This is a genomic window from Nitrospinota bacterium, assembly GCA_016235255.1.
In the GTDB taxonomy this organism is placed as follows: Bacteria; Nitrospinota_A; UBA7883; order UBA7883; family JACRLM01; genus JACRLM01.
Window position 1 is genome coordinate 78186 of record JACRLM010000085.1, and the last position, 15127, is coordinate 93312.

The window sequence follows — 15127 nt, forward strand, 5'->3', positions numbered from 1 at the left end:
GGATTGAAAACAGTGGCGGGGGATGGCCGTGATTCCGGCCACCCCCCACATACGCCACTACGCTGAAACGCTCAATGAACCGGCTGGATTCTTCTCCTTGCCGGATACATAGGCGGAATCAATCTTTGAGGACTTTTCCTGCGGCGTGGCGCCGGAGGATGAGCCGCTTTCAAACGCCTCCTCGGCGCTGGCTTTGGAATCTCCCGCCCCTTCCTCGGCAGACGCGGAGTCCTGCGAAGTGGAGCCGAAAATCGGGATTTCGGAAAATCCTTTGCTCTCCTCCCCTCCCATCACCGATGGCTGGGACATGGAATCTATCTTCTCCTGCCCCATCACCGAGGGCTGGGCCGGGGACTGCGCCTGCTCCTCCCCCATCACCGGCTGCCGGGATTGATCGCCTTCACCGGAAGTCTCCTGCGATTTGTCCGGCTGCGCGGCTCCCGTGCCTGTCAAAAGGTATTGGTCGAAATGCTCGTGCATCTTCGCCATGTTGGCCTGGAAATCCACCTGGCTTGTGATGGAGACGAATTTTGTGGCGGCGAAATCGTAAGGCTCGCGCGAGAAGCCTATCCGGGGCCTTCCGTATGCGTCGTATTGCTGGCTGAAATGTATCTGCCGGTTGTTCACCTGCCGACCCTCTTCCTGGGTGGGGATCGGGTCGCTGAGCCCGTCTTTCATCTTGCCCGGATTCCGGTTGATCACCATTTCAACCTGGCCTCCGGCGGAGCCTCCGCCCCACGCGGACTTGCCGAATCTGGCTGTGACGCCGTTTGCGCCCAATTCTCCGGCGGAGATGTTCTCCCCCTTGGGCCCAATTCCCGAACCGGGAAGTGGAATGGACTCGGGCGCACTCTTCCCGCCCATCAGCGGAACTTCGCCCTGCCCCGCCTGTTTCCCGCCTCCCATGACAAGCTTGAAGTCCACCCTGTCATGCGGTTTCGGGATGAAAATAGCCTTTTCGGCTATGGATGGAGCGACCTTATACTGCCGCGAAGCCAGCCCCAGCCGCTGCATTGGCTGACCCGTACCGAATTTTGCGTTCGGCAATCCCATACTCATGGCTTATTCCTCCAACGTCCTTGTTGTAATATTCATTCCGCCATCTTGGAATGAAATTCCCGGGCCCAAATCCTTATGGGCCTTACTTCCATATACAGTCCTGACATCATCTGGCGTCTTCGTTTGACCAGCATGCTTAATTTACGGCTGATTGGCCGGAAATCTTTAGCCAATTCGCCGCGGATTATTACAAAAAAAGAGCCCGGAAGGGCCTAACTGGTTGATTTGAATAGAAAACCCCCGCTTTTAACATAACGCTAAAAGGGGGGCGTTATCTGTGAGATGACGGACTAACCGTCGCTGTCGCCGTCTCCCTCGCCCTTTTCACCACGCTCGGCATGGCCGGCCATGGCGCGGGCCTGGGCGCTGATCTTCACCGCGTCCGATTTCGGGGCCGGGGCGGCCTGGGGCGCCTGGGCTTTTACTGCTGTTTTGGCGGCGGCGGCGCCTTTAATGGCGGCAACTCCCTGGGAAGCTCCAACTGGTGTGGGCATGATAACTTCTCCTTTATTTTTTAAAACGGGGCCAGGCGCTTTTGCGTCAGTTAATCCCTAGTCGTCTTTATCGGCCGTTTCTTTTATAACTTTAGACCTTTTTAAGGGATTTTCCATAAAAATCGCCCCGCACGAAATAAAAGCGAAATCCTGCCCCCTTCAGGCCCCGGTTTTCCCTTCCACTTTCACATGTATCTTGATATCGCCGTCCGCTTCCGCTTTCTTCTTGAGGTTGGAGACGAACTCGGCGTACACCCTTTCCCGCTTTTTCGCCAAAAGGCTCTTCTGCAGCTCCGGCAACTTGGCGGCCATCTCCTTTTCGTCCACGGCATGGCGCGAGGCCACCTTGAGCACCGCATAGCCCCCCTGCACCTGGACGTTGCGGGCCTCCCCGTCTCCCAGTTCGAAGGCTTCCATCATCACCCCGTCCCCCTTGACGGTAGCGGAGGAGACGTTGGCCCTGGAGTAAGGCTGGGTCCTCCCCACAATCTGGCCGAACGATTTTGCCGCATCGGCCAGCGGCTTGCCTTCATTGACCATCTTTTCGATCTTCGCGGCTGTGTCTTCCGCTTCCTTTATCCCTTTTTCGGCCTTATACCTGGCCGTCACCGCGGTCCCTATCGCTTCCAGCGCAGGGACATATGATGGATGGACAGCGTCCACCATGGCCACAAGGAAGCCCTCAGGCAGTTCCACCACGTCCGACACCGTCTTTTCCTTCAGCCCGAACACCACTTCCGTGACTTTCGTGGAATCGGAGAATCCGGGCAGGCGCCGTCCTTTGGGGGTGGTATAGCTGTTTATCTTCACTTCAGGATGTTTGTCGGTGACCGAGGCGAAGTTTTCCGGCCTGATCTCCATCACAAGCGCTTTTAGAGCCGCCTGGGCCGCAGGCCTGGCCTTCGCCCCGCGCACCTTGCGCTCCACATCGCCTTTCACCTCGGCGAGCGGCGGTATCCGCCCGATCGTCCTGGAAAGCGACTGGACAACGTGGAAACCGAACTGCGTCCGGAAAGGCTTTGAAATGTCCCCTTTGTCCATGGCGAACGCCACTTTCTCAAACTCCGGGACCATCATCCCTTTTTTGAACGAGCCCAGGTCCCCGCCGTTCTTCCCGGCCGGATCCTCGGACATCTCCCTGGCGACGGCGGCGAAATCCTCGCCCCCCGCCACCCGCTCATGGGCGCGCTTGATCTTTTTCTCCGCCTTCTCCACATCCGCGGCAGGCGCGTTGGCCGGCGCGGACACCAGGATATGCCTTGCGTGGACCTCGTCCGGGGTCTCAAACTCCGCCGTGTGGGCGGTGTAATATCCGGAAATCTCGTCCTCGGTCACCGTCACCTTGGAGGTGAATGCTGACGGCTCCATCATAAGCGCCCTGAAAGAGCGGCTCTCCGGCAGGCGGAACTCCTCTTTTTTCCCTTCAAACCACTTCTTCAGGTCCTCCACGGTGAACTTGAGGTTGCGCTCCATGTCCGTCGCGTTGATTTTCACAAAGTCCACGGCCACCGGCTGGTTTTCGAACATATAATGGTTGCGCGCCTCCAGGCTGGACACTCGCACACTCCTCTCCACCATGGCGGCAAGCTTGGCCACCATAAGGTCGGTCTTGAACCCTTCCTCAAATATCGCCGGGGAAACGCCGGTCCTGTTCAGGTAATTCGTGTAGCGCTGCCTGTCGAACACCCCGTTGACCTTGAAGTCCGGTATGCTCTGTATGACCGTGGCAAGCTCCTCGTCGGAAATGATGATCCCCGCCTCCCTGGCGGCGCGCACCTGCAAGGCCCGGCCCACAAGGGAATTTAGCGCCACGGACTCCACGTTGAGCGCCTTTAGCGTTGCGGCGTCCAGTTGGCCGCCGAACTGACGGCGCAACCCCTCTTCCATCTGCTTTACGCTTTCGCTGAACTGGCGCCGGGTTATCACCTCCCCCGCCACGGTGGCGGCCACGCCCCCGTCCTGCGTTTCGCGCATGCTCCACACCAGGAACGCGGACGCCACGAACGTGAGCGCCACGAACCATATGACCACCTTGCTTATCCAGGTCTTGGACCCTTCACGGAAAAAATTCAGCATTTTCTAAAACCCCAATGTTTCTTGCCGGTCAAAAAGCGTAAGCAGAGTCACTGCCCCGCCGGTTTTAACATTTTCAGCAGTTCCGCCGCCGGAGCGGCCTCGCCGGAAGACGGATACTTTTCGAGCACCGCCGCAAGCTTTTGCGCGGCCATATCCCCCTTCTTCATTTCCAGGTACGCGTGGGCGCCCTTTAAAAGCGCCGCCGGAGCTTTTGCGCTGGACGGATATTTATCGGCCATCGCCGAAAGGGCCTCGGCCGCCTTCGGATAGTCCTTCATCGCATAGTAAGACTCGCCGGTCCAGTAAGCCGCCCCGTCCGCAAGTCCGGACGAAGGATAGTTCTTCATGAACGCCGAAAAACCGTTCACAGCCGCGCCATAGTCCCCCTGCAAATAAAGCAGGTAGGCCCGCTGGTATGTCTCCACGGTCTTTTCGGCCTCTGCCGCCGCCGGTTGCCTCTGCTCCCCGGAGGGTTGCGCCGGAGCGGCCGCCGCCGGGCGGGCCTCCACCACGTCCCGCGAAAGAGCCTCCACGGCCTTCTGGTGGCTTTTCCTGGAAATCCCGCTCTTATCCTCCATAAGCTGGATGAACGCCCTCAGTTCGGCGTGCAGGGTTTTCACGTCCCGCCTGGTCTCCTGCGCCACGGCTGTGGCGGCGGCGGTCCTCTCCACCACCTCCCCCTGATACTCGTTGGTCATCAGCGAGAAACTTTTCTCCAGCCGGTCCATCCTCTCGGTAAGCATGGCCGACCGGCCGTTGAATTCCTCCATCTGGCCGGTCATCACCGTGACGGCGCGGTTTAGCTGATCCAAGTTCGCGGCCAGGTCCGCCTGGGCCACCATGGTCTTGCTTATCTGGCCGACGCGGTCGTCTATCCTGGTCATCTGCCCCTGCATGACGTTCTTCTCCTGTTTGGAGCGCGATGTTTCGCATGCCGTCAACGCGGCAAGCCCAAACGCCACGACGGCGACAAACGCCAGCCGGAAGGCTCCGTCAATCAGTTTAATGACCGTTTCTCCGAACGTAAGACAGGGGCACAGCGCGCCGTGCCCCTGCCATGTCCATCCACCGGACGCCGGACGGGCCGGCGATCCATAAGTTATCCCTATTTTGTCACCAGGAAATGCGCCCTGCGGTTCTTGGCCCAGGCTTCTTCGGAGTGGCCCGGATCAATGGGAAGCTCCTTGCCGTAGCTTATGGTGTAAAGCCTGTCGGCCTCCACGCCAAGCGACGTTAAGTAGTTCTTCGCGGCGGTGGCCCTTCGCTCGCCAAGGGCAAGGTTATACTCGGCTGTGCCGCGCTCGTCGCAGTGCCCTTCGATCTGCACCTTCACCCCGGCGTGGGACTTCATCCATTCGCCGTTTTTCTTCAACAGTTCCCTGTCCTCCGCGGACAGGTCCGATTTGTCGAACTCAAAATGGATGTCCACAAGCAGGGACTCCTCCACATAAGTGGCGCGTGATTCCTGCTGCTTGCGTTCCTCGGCGGACATGGCGCCATCCTGGCCGGCCGTGCCTGCCTTGTCACCGGCGCCAGGGAGGGTCTCCTTCGATTTTGTGGAGCAAGCGCCCACGGACAACGCGACAGCGAAAGCCAACATCGCGATTGAGGCCAGTGAAATCCTCTTTGACATGCTTTTCATGATTACCCTCTCCCTAATACGGCACAATGTTTATATTCCAAACAGGCCTGCCTGTTCCGTCATGGCTTGCTTTCAAAGCCCGTCCCGCCCTGAATAATCAAAGTCCAAATTTAGCAAACAGCCAGCCCCTTTTCAAGTTAATACGCCAACTTTACCGGAAGCGTTCACCCTCGCCCGTTTATTTCCTCTCTATGGCCGGAGCCGTTCCCCACGACGGGGAATAGGCGCCGCCTGCCATGTTGGTCACCTGCAGGACGTTGGAGCCGTCCGGATTAATTATGTATATCTGCTTGGAGCCGCTTCTGCTGGAGGAAAAGGCGATGTTCCTGCCGTTGGGCGACCATGAGGGGCTTTCGTCCGACCCGGCGCCGCTGGTGATTATCCTCGCGTCCCTGCTCTCGTTGACGTTGACAAGCCCAATCTTGAAATTCGGGCCCGTCAGCGACGAATAGGCGATATAGTCCCCCTTGGGCGACCATTCAGCCTCGTCGTTATAACTGCCCGACCAGGTTATCCGCCGTTCCTCGCCTCCCCCGGTATTCATCACGTATATCTGCGGCGCGCCGGTCTTGTCCGAGGTGAAGGCGATGCGGCCCCCGTCGGGGGAGAACGACGGCGAAGTGGCGATGGCGTTGGCGGAGGTCAACTGTTTGAGCCCGCTGCCGTCGGCGTTGCATATAAATATGTTCGAATGCCCAGCCTTGGAAATGGAGAACACGATTTTCCCGCCGTCCGGTGACCATTCACCGGCGGAATTGAGCCCCAGCCTGCGGGATATGGGTATGCGGGCTCCGTTCTTTATGTCCACCGCGTAAAGGTCCGGGTTGCGGAACTTGTATGTGGTGAACAGGATTATGTCCCGCTTCGGGTTCCAGTGGGGGAAAAGCACCAGCGACTTGTCGTAGGTTATCTGCGTGGGCGCCGCCCCGTCGTAGTCCATCACGAAAAGCTCCTTGCGCCCGCCGGCCTTGGACAAAATCGCCATGCGGGTCTTGGCCACTCCCTGCTCGCCGGTGAGCCGGGATAGCATGTCGTCGGAGAACTGGTGGACCATCTGCCGGAACAGGTTCTTCGTGGCGGTGTAGATCACCGAGAAATAAAGCTTCTTCGTCTGCACGTCGTACACCCTGGTGTCCAGGAACATGGCGCCGCCCGGCTTATACCCGATGTTCCCTTTCACCACGAAATTGGAGGCCAGCGTGCGCCACTCGTCAAAGGCGATGCCGTTGGCCGCCTTCAGGTCCTTTTCCAGCGCCTGCTTCATCAGCTGCTGGTTGTCCACCATCTTGAAATAACCGGTGGCCTTAAGGTCGAAGTTGACGATCCTGGCCGCCTCTTTGCCGAGCCCTTCCTTGTCGTCGCCCGCCGCCTGCATGTCCGGCACGGCAACTTCGATGGCCTGGGAACCGGTCCGGGACACGCCAAGCCACACGCTCTCCTGTGCCGAGGCGGGGTCTTGGAGGAACAGTCCGGCGAAAAACGCGACTGCCGCAATGACCGTGCCCGCCCGCGTCATAAAACTTTTTTTTCTCATCTTCTGGTCAGTCCCGTACTTCATAAATGAAAGTGAAATGCACCGTCAACGAGTCTCCGGCATATCCCGGCGGAAGCTGGGGGAACGGCCCCGCGCGGCTCACCGCCGCCACGGCGCTCTCGTCCATCTGGGTGTTGCCGGAGGAACGTTCCAGCATCACTCCGCTGATTGCGCCGTCCTTTAATATCGTGAACTTCACCGTTGGATTCACCCTTTTGCCGGTTATGGTGATGCCGTGGGTGAGCCAGTTTTCGTTTATCTTGCGCTCCACCACGCCGCCATACCAGGCGTATGGGAATTGTCCGCCGCCGCCGGGAGCTTCAAAACTCATGCTGCCAGGCTTCCCTCCGGGCACACCCCCCGGCACGCCTCCGGGGACTCCTTCCTTGCTTCCCTTTATTTTCTGCGGCGGAGCGGATGCGGCCTTTTCCTCTTTCTCCGTTTCTTTCTTCTCTTTCTTGTCGTCCTTCTTCTCTTCTTTTTTAGGCTTGTCTTCCTGCTTGGGGACGATCTTTTTGGCTGTCATGGCCTTCTTGGTCTTCACCTCCGGCTCGGACACCACCTCCTTCTTGGCGGTGGTGGCCTTTTTCACCGGAGTCTGGGCGGCCGGTTCTTCCGCCTTTTCCGCCTGTGGCGGAGGGGGTGGCGGCGGGCCGGGTGACGTTCCGGCGGAGGGTATGGACACCAGGTTCACCGAATAGCCCGCCATGTACGTTTTCGGCTTGAACACAAGCGCCGGGGCGATGGTGACGATCAAAAACAACGCCACGTGCGCCAGCGCGGAAAAGCCCATCGAGGCGGCAAGCTGGCCCGGGGTGTTCAAGTCCCGGTCCCTTAAAGATACCTGCTGTTCCCGGCTCATGCTCCATTCGCCGCCCCGCAAAGCCGCCGGTCTCCGTCCCGCCGGGATTCATCGCGCCTGGACCTTATCATTTTTTCTTTCCGGCGTCCTCTTCCGGGGATATCTCGGTGACCATGCCAAGCTTTTCCACCCCCGCTTTTTTCACCAATCCCATCACGCTGACAACCCGGCCGTACTCTATGTCCTTGTCCGCCCTCAAATAGACCTCCGGCTGGGCTCCCCCGGCCACCACGCTCTTCAGTTTTTCGGAAAGGTCCTTGGGCGTCACCCTTTTTTCGTTGAAGAACAGCGCCCCGTCCTTGCGCAGCGACACCATGTTCTCCTCCTTCACCTCGATGATCCCGCTGGGCTCCGCCTCTTTTGGCAGGTTTATGTCTATCCCGCTCTGCATCATGGGGGCGGTGACCATGAATATCACCAGCAGCACCAGCATCACGTCCACAAAGGGGGTGATGTTGATCTCGGTCATCAGGGTGGACTGTTTCCGGCGGAACCGTTTGCCGCCGCTATCCTGCATCATGGTCAGGATCTTCTGATATAGATGCGGTCGATCAGCGAAAGCATGTCCAGCGAGAAGTTGTCCATCTCCGTGGCCTTTATCTTCACCCGGTAAAGGAAATAGTTGTAGCCCATGACGGCGGGGATGGCTGTGAAAAGCCCGGCTGCGGTGGCTATCAGCGCCTCCGCTATCCCCGGCGCCACCACGGCAAGGCTGGCCGACTGCTTGGCGCCTATGCCCGAAAAGGCGCTCATCACCCCCCACACCGTGCCGAACAGCCCGATGAATGGGGTGACAGACCCGGTTGTCCCCAAAAATATCAGCCAGCGCTCCAGCTTGGTCACCTCCTGCGCCGTGGCCCGCTCCAAAGACCGGCCGATGGAATCCAGCTTCTCCAAAAGGAAACCGTCCTCCGGATTGGCCTGCTCGCTTTGCGTGATGCGGAACTGCGTTGCAAGCTCGATATACCCGGCCAGGAAAACCCTGGCCATGGAGCAGTTCCGAAGTTTCTTGGCGTATGCGTATATCTGGTCGAGCTGGGCTTTCTTGGCGAAATACTCCTTGAAAAGCTCCGTTTCCGCCCTGATCGTTTTGTACAGCCTCAACTTGTGGATCATGATCCCCCACGACACCAGCGAGAAAAGAAAAAGGGTGGCAAGCACCCCCTTGCTGACAAGACCGGCGCTTGTGACCATGTCCGAAATGCTCAGCTCCCCCACCGGGGCCGCCTGGACAATCAGGTTTTGGACAAAATTAAGGTATGACGACATGGCTATATAGAACTCACGTTATGAGGCTTAAACATCTTTACATGGCTCCCAAACACTAAAACAGTTTAATTTCAGTTGGAATAGATGTCAATGTACATATTTGTACGGACAGGGGTCAGAGGATTTGGCGCTGAGTTGTATAGAAAAACGCTTTTAGAAGGAAAATGACCGCCTGAACGAAAGCCTACTCCGGCTTTTCCCTCACCGTGAGCGTCAGCCCTTTCTGGCCGGTGACTTCCACCCGGGCGCCCTTTGTGATGTGGCCGGACTGGGGAAGTGCGCTCCACAACTCCCCGCTGACGAAAATTTCGCCCCCGGTCTCCGGGACTATGTCCGTCTGCGCCTCGCCGATCGCCCCGGCCATCCCTTCCGCCCCTGTAGTCACCCGGCGGTACTGGGCGCACACACCGGATCCGACGAGGAAAAAGAAGAACGCCGCCGTGAACAGCGTCATGGAAATTATCACCGACAGGCTGATCCGCATATACTCGTCCGGCGAGTCTATGAGCATAAGCGACCCTATCACAAGCGCGATCACCCCTCCCATGGTCAACGTGCCGTAACTTGGCACCCATATCTCCAGCAGGAAAAGGATGATGGCCAGGATTATCAGAAGCGCCCCGGCGTAGTTGACCGGCAGGGTCTGCAATGAATAAAACGCCAGTATCAGGCATATTGCGCCGATGATCCCCGGCAGCACCGCCCCCGGGTTGGACAGCTCGAAGAACAGACCGTAAAACCCGAGCATCATCAGTATATACGCCACGTTCGGGTTGGCCAGCGCGTCGAATATCCGCTCCCGCCAGTTCATCTCCAGCCGTTTGATCTCAAGCCCGGCGGTGGCCAATGTCTTGTCCCCCGCGCCGGTCTTCACAGTCCTGCCGTTTATGGCGGCAAGCAGCGAAGGCAAATCTTCCGCCACAAGGTCGGCCACTTTTTCGCGCACCGCCTCCGTCTCCGAAAGGGAGGCTCCGGCGCGCACCATCTCCTCCCCGATATCCGCGTTGCGCCCGCGCTGCTCGGCGATGGAGCGGATATAAGCGGCCGCGTCGTTGGTCACCTTGCGTTTCATGGTCTTGTCCATCCCCTCCCCCCCCATGTTCACCGGGGAGGCGGCGCCGATGTTTGTGCCGGGGGCCATGGCGGCCACGTGGGCGGCCATGGTGATGAACGCCCCTGCCGAGGCCGCGCGCGACCCGCTTGGCGCCACATACACCACCACAGGCTTTGGCGAGCGCTGAATCTCTTTTATGATCTGGCGCATGGAAGTGTCCAGCCCGCCGGGGGTGTCCATCTCTATAATGAGCGTCTCAACGGCGGGATCCGCCTCGGCGGCCTGTATGCCTTTAACGATATATTCGGCGGAGACCGGGCTTATCGGCCCGTTGACGGTGATCACCAGCGCCGACTTTCCACCGGCGGAGGACGAAGCGGCCAGCGAAAACAGGCCCGCCAGCGCAAAGGAAAGGCTGAAAGCCGCACGGACAAAGCGTTTGACGTTCATATGGAAAACATGACCTGCAAGGTGCGGCATACCATACCCGCCTTTTCGCCCGGAATGGAGCCAAGTTTCTTTATAAGCCGATCCCTGTCCACGGTCCTGATCTGGTCAAGGGCGATCCGCCCTCTTTTCCCCCTGAACACAAGCGGCACTCTGGTGGGCCAATCGCTCCCCCTGGTAGTCATCGGCGCCACGATCACGGTATTTATATTCTGGTTCATCTCATCGGGGGAAATGACGACACAGGGCCTCGTTTTCCTGATTTCGCTTCCCCTGGACGGATTCAAGGCCACCAGCCACACTTCAAACCTGGCGAGCCCGCCTACCACTCCCATTCATCATCATCCCATTTGGCCCGCGGGATGTTTCCTTCGTCGAGCAATCCATCCTCGCCCCGGCCCCCCTTTTTCCTGAAGGCCTCGGCCCACCCCTTGCGGGAGGGAGCGGGCGAGATCACGATTTTTCCGCTCACCACTTCCAGTTCCGCGCTGTCGCCAAGCCCCACTTGTTCGATCACGGTCTTCGGGATTCTCACCCCCCTGGAATTCCCGATGCGTGTCACCGCAAGCTTCATCGTCCGCCCTTTTCCGGCTGCACATTATTACATTGTAATTACCACATTCCGGCGGGTGAATCAAGGCCGGCGTTAAGAAACGGCGTGGCCCCGCCGGCAATTGCCGCCAAGATGGCGGCGCTGCAAAGGAACCCTGGGGTGAGGGCTATGGCGAACAACAGAGCGATTGCCACAGGGGCGGCGCGACGGCTATCGCCTATTAATAATACGCCCGGCCGGCCGCTATCCCACTCCCCTCTCCACCACCTTCTCCGTCACGCTTTGCGCCCGGAACCGGTCTTTCACAATCTCCTTTATCACATCCGTCTTCAGCTTTTCGCCGCAAGAAAATATGTCCAGCGACGCGATCCCGAATTCCGGCCAGGTGTGAACGGCCACGTGGGACTCGGCTATCACAACAACCCCGCTGACACCGTGTGGACTAAAATCGTGAAAAACGTCGGCCACGATGGCGCCGTCCGCCTGGGCCACCGCCTCCAGCAATATCTCCCGCACAGAAGACTTCGCGTTTATGACCGCGCCGTCGCATCCGAAAAGCTCCACCAGATGGTGCCGGCCCAATGGTTGTTTCACGCCGCCATCTCCGCGAATGGTTTACCGATGCTCCGCATGGCGTCCTGCGCCCCCTTCACCCCGCGATATTGCGCCTCTTCGAATATGGAAATCCCGCTCATGTCCGAATGGGCGAAGAATATCCCGCCGACAGGTTTTAGCGCTTCCCTTCTGGTTTCTCCCCATATGAATCCGGGCACGGGCCGTATCATCCCGTGCCCCCACAGCCACACTTCGATGTTCTCAATCTCCCGCTCCACCCCTTTGTGCATCAGCGAAAGCTCTTTGACAACGTGGCCGGCCCAATCGCCATAAGTTTTGCCCATCGCCGATCGCCGCATATCCGCCGGGCGGCCTGCGCTCAAAGCGTCGTAGAACGTTATCACCGTCTTCCCCTCCCGCGCGCGCAGGCTTTGATGCGTGGCCACCACATAGCCCAGCGAGGTATTGTGAAAACTTACGTTGTCCCACGCCAACGGCGCTCCGTTCCCTGCCGGGGCGCTCTTTAAGCTCACGTTTGCCACAAGCCACGGGGCGTATGTGAAGCCTGGCAGATACTCCGGGGGATTTTGCCGCAACTGTTTTATGACCTTGCCCGCCGTGAAACGCGGCGCGGCGTAGATCACGGCGCGCGCCAAAAACCTGCGGCTTTTCCCGCTTGCCGGATCGTAATGGTCCACCGCGATCCGTTCCCCTTCCCTTTCGATGTTATACACCAGCGCCCCCGAAGTAATACGGGGCCGCGCTTTTTTTATCATGTGGCCGGTCAAAAATCCGTTCCCCTCCGGCCATGTGAGCACGTCGTGAGAATCGGCGTTGGCCCCTTTTCCCCTGCGCGAGGCGAAATAATGCGCGCCGGCCCAGGCGGAGACCTCTTCCAACCCGCTCCCGTAATCGTCCCTCATGCAGTAATTGACGTACCACAAAAGGTACTTGGAGTCCCACCCGTTGCGCCGCATGTATTCGGCCATGGTGATCTTATCAAGCGCCGTGTATTTTGGGTCGCGCGACGAAAGTTCCATCGGTATGGCGAACGCTGGCCGCCCGTCGTTCCCCTTGGCGTTCTTCAAAATGTCCATCGCCGCGAAAAACTCGCGGTATTGCCGGGAGTCCGCCTCGTTTGTCCCTATTTGCGGGAATAGCCCTTCCTGCCACCTTCCATGGATGAACAGCCGTTCCTGCGGATCGGAGCAAAGGTGGTATTCGTTGAACACCGGCAGCCCATTGTCATATCCCTCTATGATCCCCGCCTCCTCGAAAAGGGTCCGCACAAGTTTAGACTCCATGTTCGGGACCGGGACATAATATGCCCCGCGAGGATAAGCGGTGACGGCGTTGCGCCCAAAACCGGCGTTCCCACCCGGCGCCTGTTCAAGCTCCAGCGCCGCGTAATCGTCAAACCCGTTGCGCGACAGGGCCCACGCGGCGGACACACCGGCCACTCCGCAGCCAACGATTGCGACGCCCACCTCCATTGTCTCCGCAGGCTCCGGAAACGCAAATCCGTTTAGAAGATGCCCGGCGCCCCTCCCCGCCCCTGCTATGGAACCGGGTATTTCCTTTTTTTTGAACGCGAACGCCCCGCCGCATCCGGCCACCCCGGCGGCCGCCACCCCCGCCGCCATGGCCCTAAGGGCGCTCCGCCGCGTCATGCTCACTGGTTCACCCTGGAGTATTTCGCCCACTCATCCTCGAAATACCGCACCAACACCTGGTTATTGAGCCTGTTGACCTCCGTCTCCACCGCCTCCATGTCGCGCGGGAACTCCAGCATCCCCTTCACCGTCTCCACGCTCACATACTTCAAACCGGCCGGATATTTTAGCGGCGGGGTGAAGGGCCTTTTGCTTGCCAGCACGTATCCCCAGTCGCCGAAAGCGGGAACATAAGCATGGTATGGCGTGGTGTGGAACCCGGCCGCGGCGAGGGTGTTGTTCACGCACCAGAACGATTTTCGCGCAACGTATGGCGAAGTGCTTTGTATCACCGCCGCGCCGGTGTCCTTTAGCGCCTTGAATAAAAGTTTGTCGAACGACGCCGAGTAAAGCTTGCCGATGGAGAAATTGGAGGGGTCGGGGAAGTCCACGGCGATAAAATCATACGTCCCCTTGTCCTCCCGCAGCCACACGAAGGCGTCCGCGTTGACTATTTTCAATTTCGGCGAGGCGAGGGAGTTTTCGTTAAGTTTTACCAGAATTTCGTTTCCCGCGAAAAGCTTTGTCACTTCCGGGTCCAGGTCCACAAGCGTTATGGAGCGGACGGAGGGGTATTTTAAAATCTCCCGCGCCGCCAGCCCGTCGCCGCCGCCGAGGATTAGGATGTCTTTCGGCCCGTCCATCGAGCCCATCGCCGGATGCACCAGCGCCTCGTGATAGCGGTATTCGTCCGCCGAGGAAAACTGGAGGTTGCCGTTGAGGAACAGCCGGATGTCGTATGGCGAACGGGTGAGCACTATCCGCTGGTATCGCGACGATTTTGCGTATATCACGCTGTCCGGATAGGTGGAGGCCTCCGCCATCCCCATGATGGAGCCCGAATATACAAACCCCGCCAGCAGCAACGCCAGCGCCCCCGCCCCTTCCGCCGCCAAAACCCTGGACATCCTTATCTCGTCGCGGAAAAGGGCCAGCGCCCACATGGCCACGCAGGCGTTTATCATCCCGAACATGAAAGCGGAACGCACAAGCCCAAGGTGTGGCGCCAGCGCCAGCGGGAACAGGATCGAGGCGATGAGCGCCCCCACATAATCGAAAGTGAACACCTTTGAGACCAGGTCCTTGAACTCGAAATGGGCCTTGAGTATGCGCATCAGAAGCGGGATTTCAAGCCCCACCAGTGTCCCAGTGAGCGACACCAGCGAATACAGGATCACGCGGAACGATGAGACGTATTCGAACACCATGAAAAGCAGCGCCGCCGAGCAGCCCCCCACCACCGCGATGAGGATTTCCACCCGGATGAACACCGCCGGAAGGTCCTTTGATATATACCGGGAGAAGAACGAGCCGATCCCCATGGAAAAAAGGTACACCCCGATGACGGTGGAGAACTGGAGCACCGAATCGCCGAGCAGATAGCTTGCCAGCGCGCCGGAGATAAGCTCGTACACCAGCCCGCAGGTGGAGATGACGAATACGGAGAACAGCAGGGCGTACGCCATTTTAAGCGCTTTCCCGCCCCTAGCCGTGGATCGCCAGGCCGATGATTATCGCCATGGCGATTGAGATCGAGCCCACCACTATCGCCGCCGCCATGTTCTGCTTTTCCAAAATCTCCTGCCACAGGTTGCCCGGGGTGAGCTTGTCGAACATATAGAATGTCACCCCCAGTATCACCACCCCGAGGAACGAGAACACCAGCGAATTCACAACGAACTTCATGTTTATCAACGGCTCCATTTCATCGCCTCCATTTTGTTACTTGTGATACATGCCGTGGACGGGGGTGGAAGGGGTCCACCTGCCCGTCGAAAGCGCGCTGACCCAGGACAGCCCACGGCTGTTTGCGTACATCATCATGCCGCACACCAGCAGGCCGTACACGAAATAAGCTTTTGCCATGATC

17 protein-coding genes are annotated in these 15127 nt (G+C 58.9%); all 17 read right to left on the reverse strand.

The annotated features are described in order from the left end of the window. Positions 1-57: 57 nt before the first annotated feature. The 17 genes from HZB29_11630 to HZB29_11710 all read right to left on the reverse strand — a co-directional run bounded on the left by HZB29_11630 (position 58) and on the right by HZB29_11710 (position 15123). Positions 58-1059, reverse strand: coding sequence for a hypothetical protein (locus tag HZB29_11630; protein MBI5816246.1), 1002 nt, complete (start codon positions 1057-1059; stop codon positions 58-60). A gap of 290 nt (positions 1060-1349) precedes the next feature. Next, positions 1350-1553 (reverse strand): hypothetical protein, encoded by a 204-nt coding sequence (locus HZB29_11635; GenBank protein ID MBI5816247.1) that lies wholly within the window; start codon positions 1551-1553, stop codon positions 1350-1352. A gap of 159 nt (positions 1554-1712) precedes the next feature. Beyond that, a complete protein-coding gene (locus tag HZB29_11640; protein MBI5816248.1) occupies positions 1713-3629 on the reverse strand; it encodes a SurA N-terminal domain-containing protein in 1917 nt (638 codons plus the stop codon). A gap of 47 nt (positions 3630-3676) precedes the next feature. Further along, positions 3677-4591, reverse strand: a complete 915-nt coding sequence (ybgF, locus tag HZB29_11645) for a tol-pal system protein YbgF (protein ID MBI5816249.1) — start codon at positions 4589-4591, stop codon at positions 3677-3679. Between the two features lie 143 nt (positions 4592-4734). Further along, positions 4735-5271 carry a peptidoglycan-associated lipoprotein Pal gene (pal, locus tag HZB29_11650; protein ID MBI5816250.1) on the reverse strand — a complete coding sequence of 179 codons (537 nt, stop codon included), beginning with the start codon at positions 5269-5271 and terminating at the stop codon, positions 4735-4737. 178 nt (positions 5272-5449) lie between these two features. Continuing rightward, the gene (gene tolB, locus HZB29_11655) at positions 5450-6829 is read right to left on the reverse strand and encodes a Tol-Pal system beta propeller repeat protein TolB (protein MBI5816251.1); all 1380 of its coding nucleotides are present in this window, start codon (positions 6827-6829) and stop codon (positions 5450-5452) included. After that, entirely contained in the window at positions 6813-7667 is an 855-nt protein-coding gene (locus tag HZB29_11660; protein ID MBI5816252.1) for a TonB C-terminal domain-containing protein, read from the reverse strand. The genes tolB and HZB29_11660 overlap by 17 nt, the downstream gene beginning before the upstream one ends. 67 nt (positions 7668-7734) lie before the next feature. Further along, positions 7735-8184 carry an ExbD/TolR family protein gene (locus tag HZB29_11665; GenBank protein MBI5816253.1) on the reverse strand — a complete coding sequence of 150 codons (450 nt, stop codon included), beginning with the start codon at positions 8182-8184 and terminating at the stop codon, positions 7735-7737. Between the two features lie 5 nt (positions 8185-8189). Then, positions 8190-8936, reverse strand: coding sequence for a MotA/TolQ/ExbB proton channel family protein (locus HZB29_11670; protein MBI5816254.1), 747 nt, complete (start codon positions 8934-8936; stop codon positions 8190-8192). Positions 8937-9120: 184 nt separating this feature from the next. Then, the gene (locus HZB29_11675; GenBank protein ID MBI5816255.1) at positions 9121-10440 is read right to left on the reverse strand and encodes a nodulation protein NfeD; all 1320 of its coding nucleotides are present in this window, start codon (positions 10438-10440) and stop codon (positions 9121-9123) included. Further along, entirely contained in the window at positions 10437-10772 is a 336-nt protein-coding gene (locus tag HZB29_11680; protein MBI5816256.1) for a type II toxin-antitoxin system PemK/MazF family toxin, read from the reverse strand. Before HZB29_11680 ends, HZB29_11675 begins: the two co-directional genes overlap by 4 nt. After that, positions 10760-11011, reverse strand: coding sequence for an AbrB/MazE/SpoVT family DNA-binding domain-containing protein (locus HZB29_11685; protein ID MBI5816257.1), 252 nt, complete (start codon positions 11009-11011; stop codon positions 10760-10762). Before HZB29_11685 ends, HZB29_11680 begins: the two co-directional genes overlap by 13 nt. Positions 11012-11233: 222 nt before the next feature. Continuing rightward, entirely contained in the window at positions 11234-11584 is a 351-nt protein-coding gene (gene speD, locus HZB29_11690) for an adenosylmethionine decarboxylase (protein MBI5816258.1), read from the reverse strand. Further along, positions 11581-13215 (reverse strand): FAD-binding oxidoreductase, encoded by a 1635-nt coding sequence (locus HZB29_11695; protein ID MBI5816259.1) that lies wholly within the window; start codon positions 13213-13215, stop codon positions 11581-11583. Before HZB29_11695 ends, speD begins: the two co-directional genes overlap by 4 nt. Positions 13216-13217: 2 nt before the next feature. Then, on the reverse strand, positions 13218-14723 hold the full coding sequence (locus tag HZB29_11700; GenBank protein MBI5816260.1) for a polyamine aminopropyltransferase: 1506 nt from the start codon (positions 14721-14723) through the stop codon (positions 13218-13220). 19 nt (positions 14724-14742) lie between these two features. Continuing rightward, positions 14743-14961 (reverse strand): DUF350 domain-containing protein, encoded by a 219-nt coding sequence (locus HZB29_11705; GenBank protein MBI5816261.1) that lies wholly within the window; start codon positions 14959-14961, stop codon positions 14743-14745. 18 nt (positions 14962-14979) lie between these two features. Then, positions 14980-15123 carry a hypothetical protein gene (locus tag HZB29_11710; protein MBI5816262.1) on the reverse strand — a complete coding sequence of 48 codons (144 nt, stop codon included), beginning with the start codon at positions 15121-15123 and terminating at the stop codon, positions 14980-14982. Positions 15124-15127 lie beyond the last annotated feature (4 nt).

What these genes read in the sequence shown, in the direction of transcription:
- HZB29_11630 (MBI5816246.1), bottom strand. Translation starts at nt 1,059, where the DNA reads ATGAGTATGGGATTGCCGAACGCAAAATTCGGTACGGGTCAGCCAATG.
- HZB29_11635 (MBI5816247.1), bottom strand. Translation starts at nt 1,553, where the DNA reads ATGCCCACACCAGTTGGAGCTTCCCAGGGAGTTGCCGCCATTAAAGGC.
- HZB29_11640 (MBI5816248.1), bottom strand. Translation starts at nt 3,629, where the DNA reads ATGCTGAATTTTTTCCGTGAAGGGTCCAAGACCTGGATAAGCAAGGTG.
- pal (MBI5816250.1), bottom strand. Translation starts at nt 5,271, where the DNA reads ATGAAAAGCATGTCAAAGAGGATTTCACTGGCCTCAATCGCGATGTTG.
- tolB (MBI5816251.1), bottom strand. Translation starts at nt 6,829, where the DNA reads ATGAAGTACGGGACTGACCAGAAGATGAGAAAAAAAAGTTTTATGACG.
- HZB29_11660 (MBI5816252.1), bottom strand. Translation starts at nt 7,667, where the DNA reads ATGAGCCGGGAACAGCAGGTATCTTTAAGGGACCGGGACTTGAACACC.
- HZB29_11665 (MBI5816253.1), bottom strand. Translation starts at nt 8,184, where the DNA reads ATGCAGGATAGCGGCGGCAAACGGTTCCGCCGGAAACAGTCCACCCTG.
- HZB29_11670 (MBI5816254.1), bottom strand. Translation starts at nt 8,936, where the DNA reads ATGTCGTCATACCTTAATTTTGTCCAAAACCTGATTGTCCAGGCGGCC.
- HZB29_11675 (MBI5816255.1), bottom strand. Translation starts at nt 10,440, where the DNA reads ATGAACGTCAAACGCTTTGTCCGTGCGGCTTTCAGCCTTTCCTTTGCG.
- HZB29_11680 (MBI5816256.1), bottom strand. Translation starts at nt 10,772, where the DNA reads ATGGGAGTGGTAGGCGGGCTCGCCAGGTTTGAAGTGTGGCTGGTGGCC.
- HZB29_11685 (MBI5816257.1), bottom strand. Translation starts at nt 11,011, where the DNA reads ATGAAGCTTGCGGTGACACGCATCGGGAATTCCAGGGGGGTGAGAATC.
- HZB29_11695 (MBI5816259.1), bottom strand. Translation starts at nt 13,215, where the DNA reads ATGACGCGGCGGAGCGCCCTTAGGGCCATGGCGGCGGGGGTGGCGGCC.
- HZB29_11700 (MBI5816260.1), bottom strand. Translation starts at nt 14,723, where the DNA reads ATGGCGTACGCCCTGCTGTTCTCCGTATTCGTCATCTCCACCTGCGGG.
- HZB29_11705 (MBI5816261.1), bottom strand. Translation starts at nt 14,961, where the DNA reads ATGGAGCCGTTGATAAACATGAAGTTCGTTGTGAATTCGCTGGTGTTC.
- HZB29_11710 (MBI5816262.1), bottom strand. Translation starts at nt 15,123, where the DNA reads ATGGCAAAAGCTTATTTCGTGTACGGCCTGCTGGTGTGCGGCATGATG.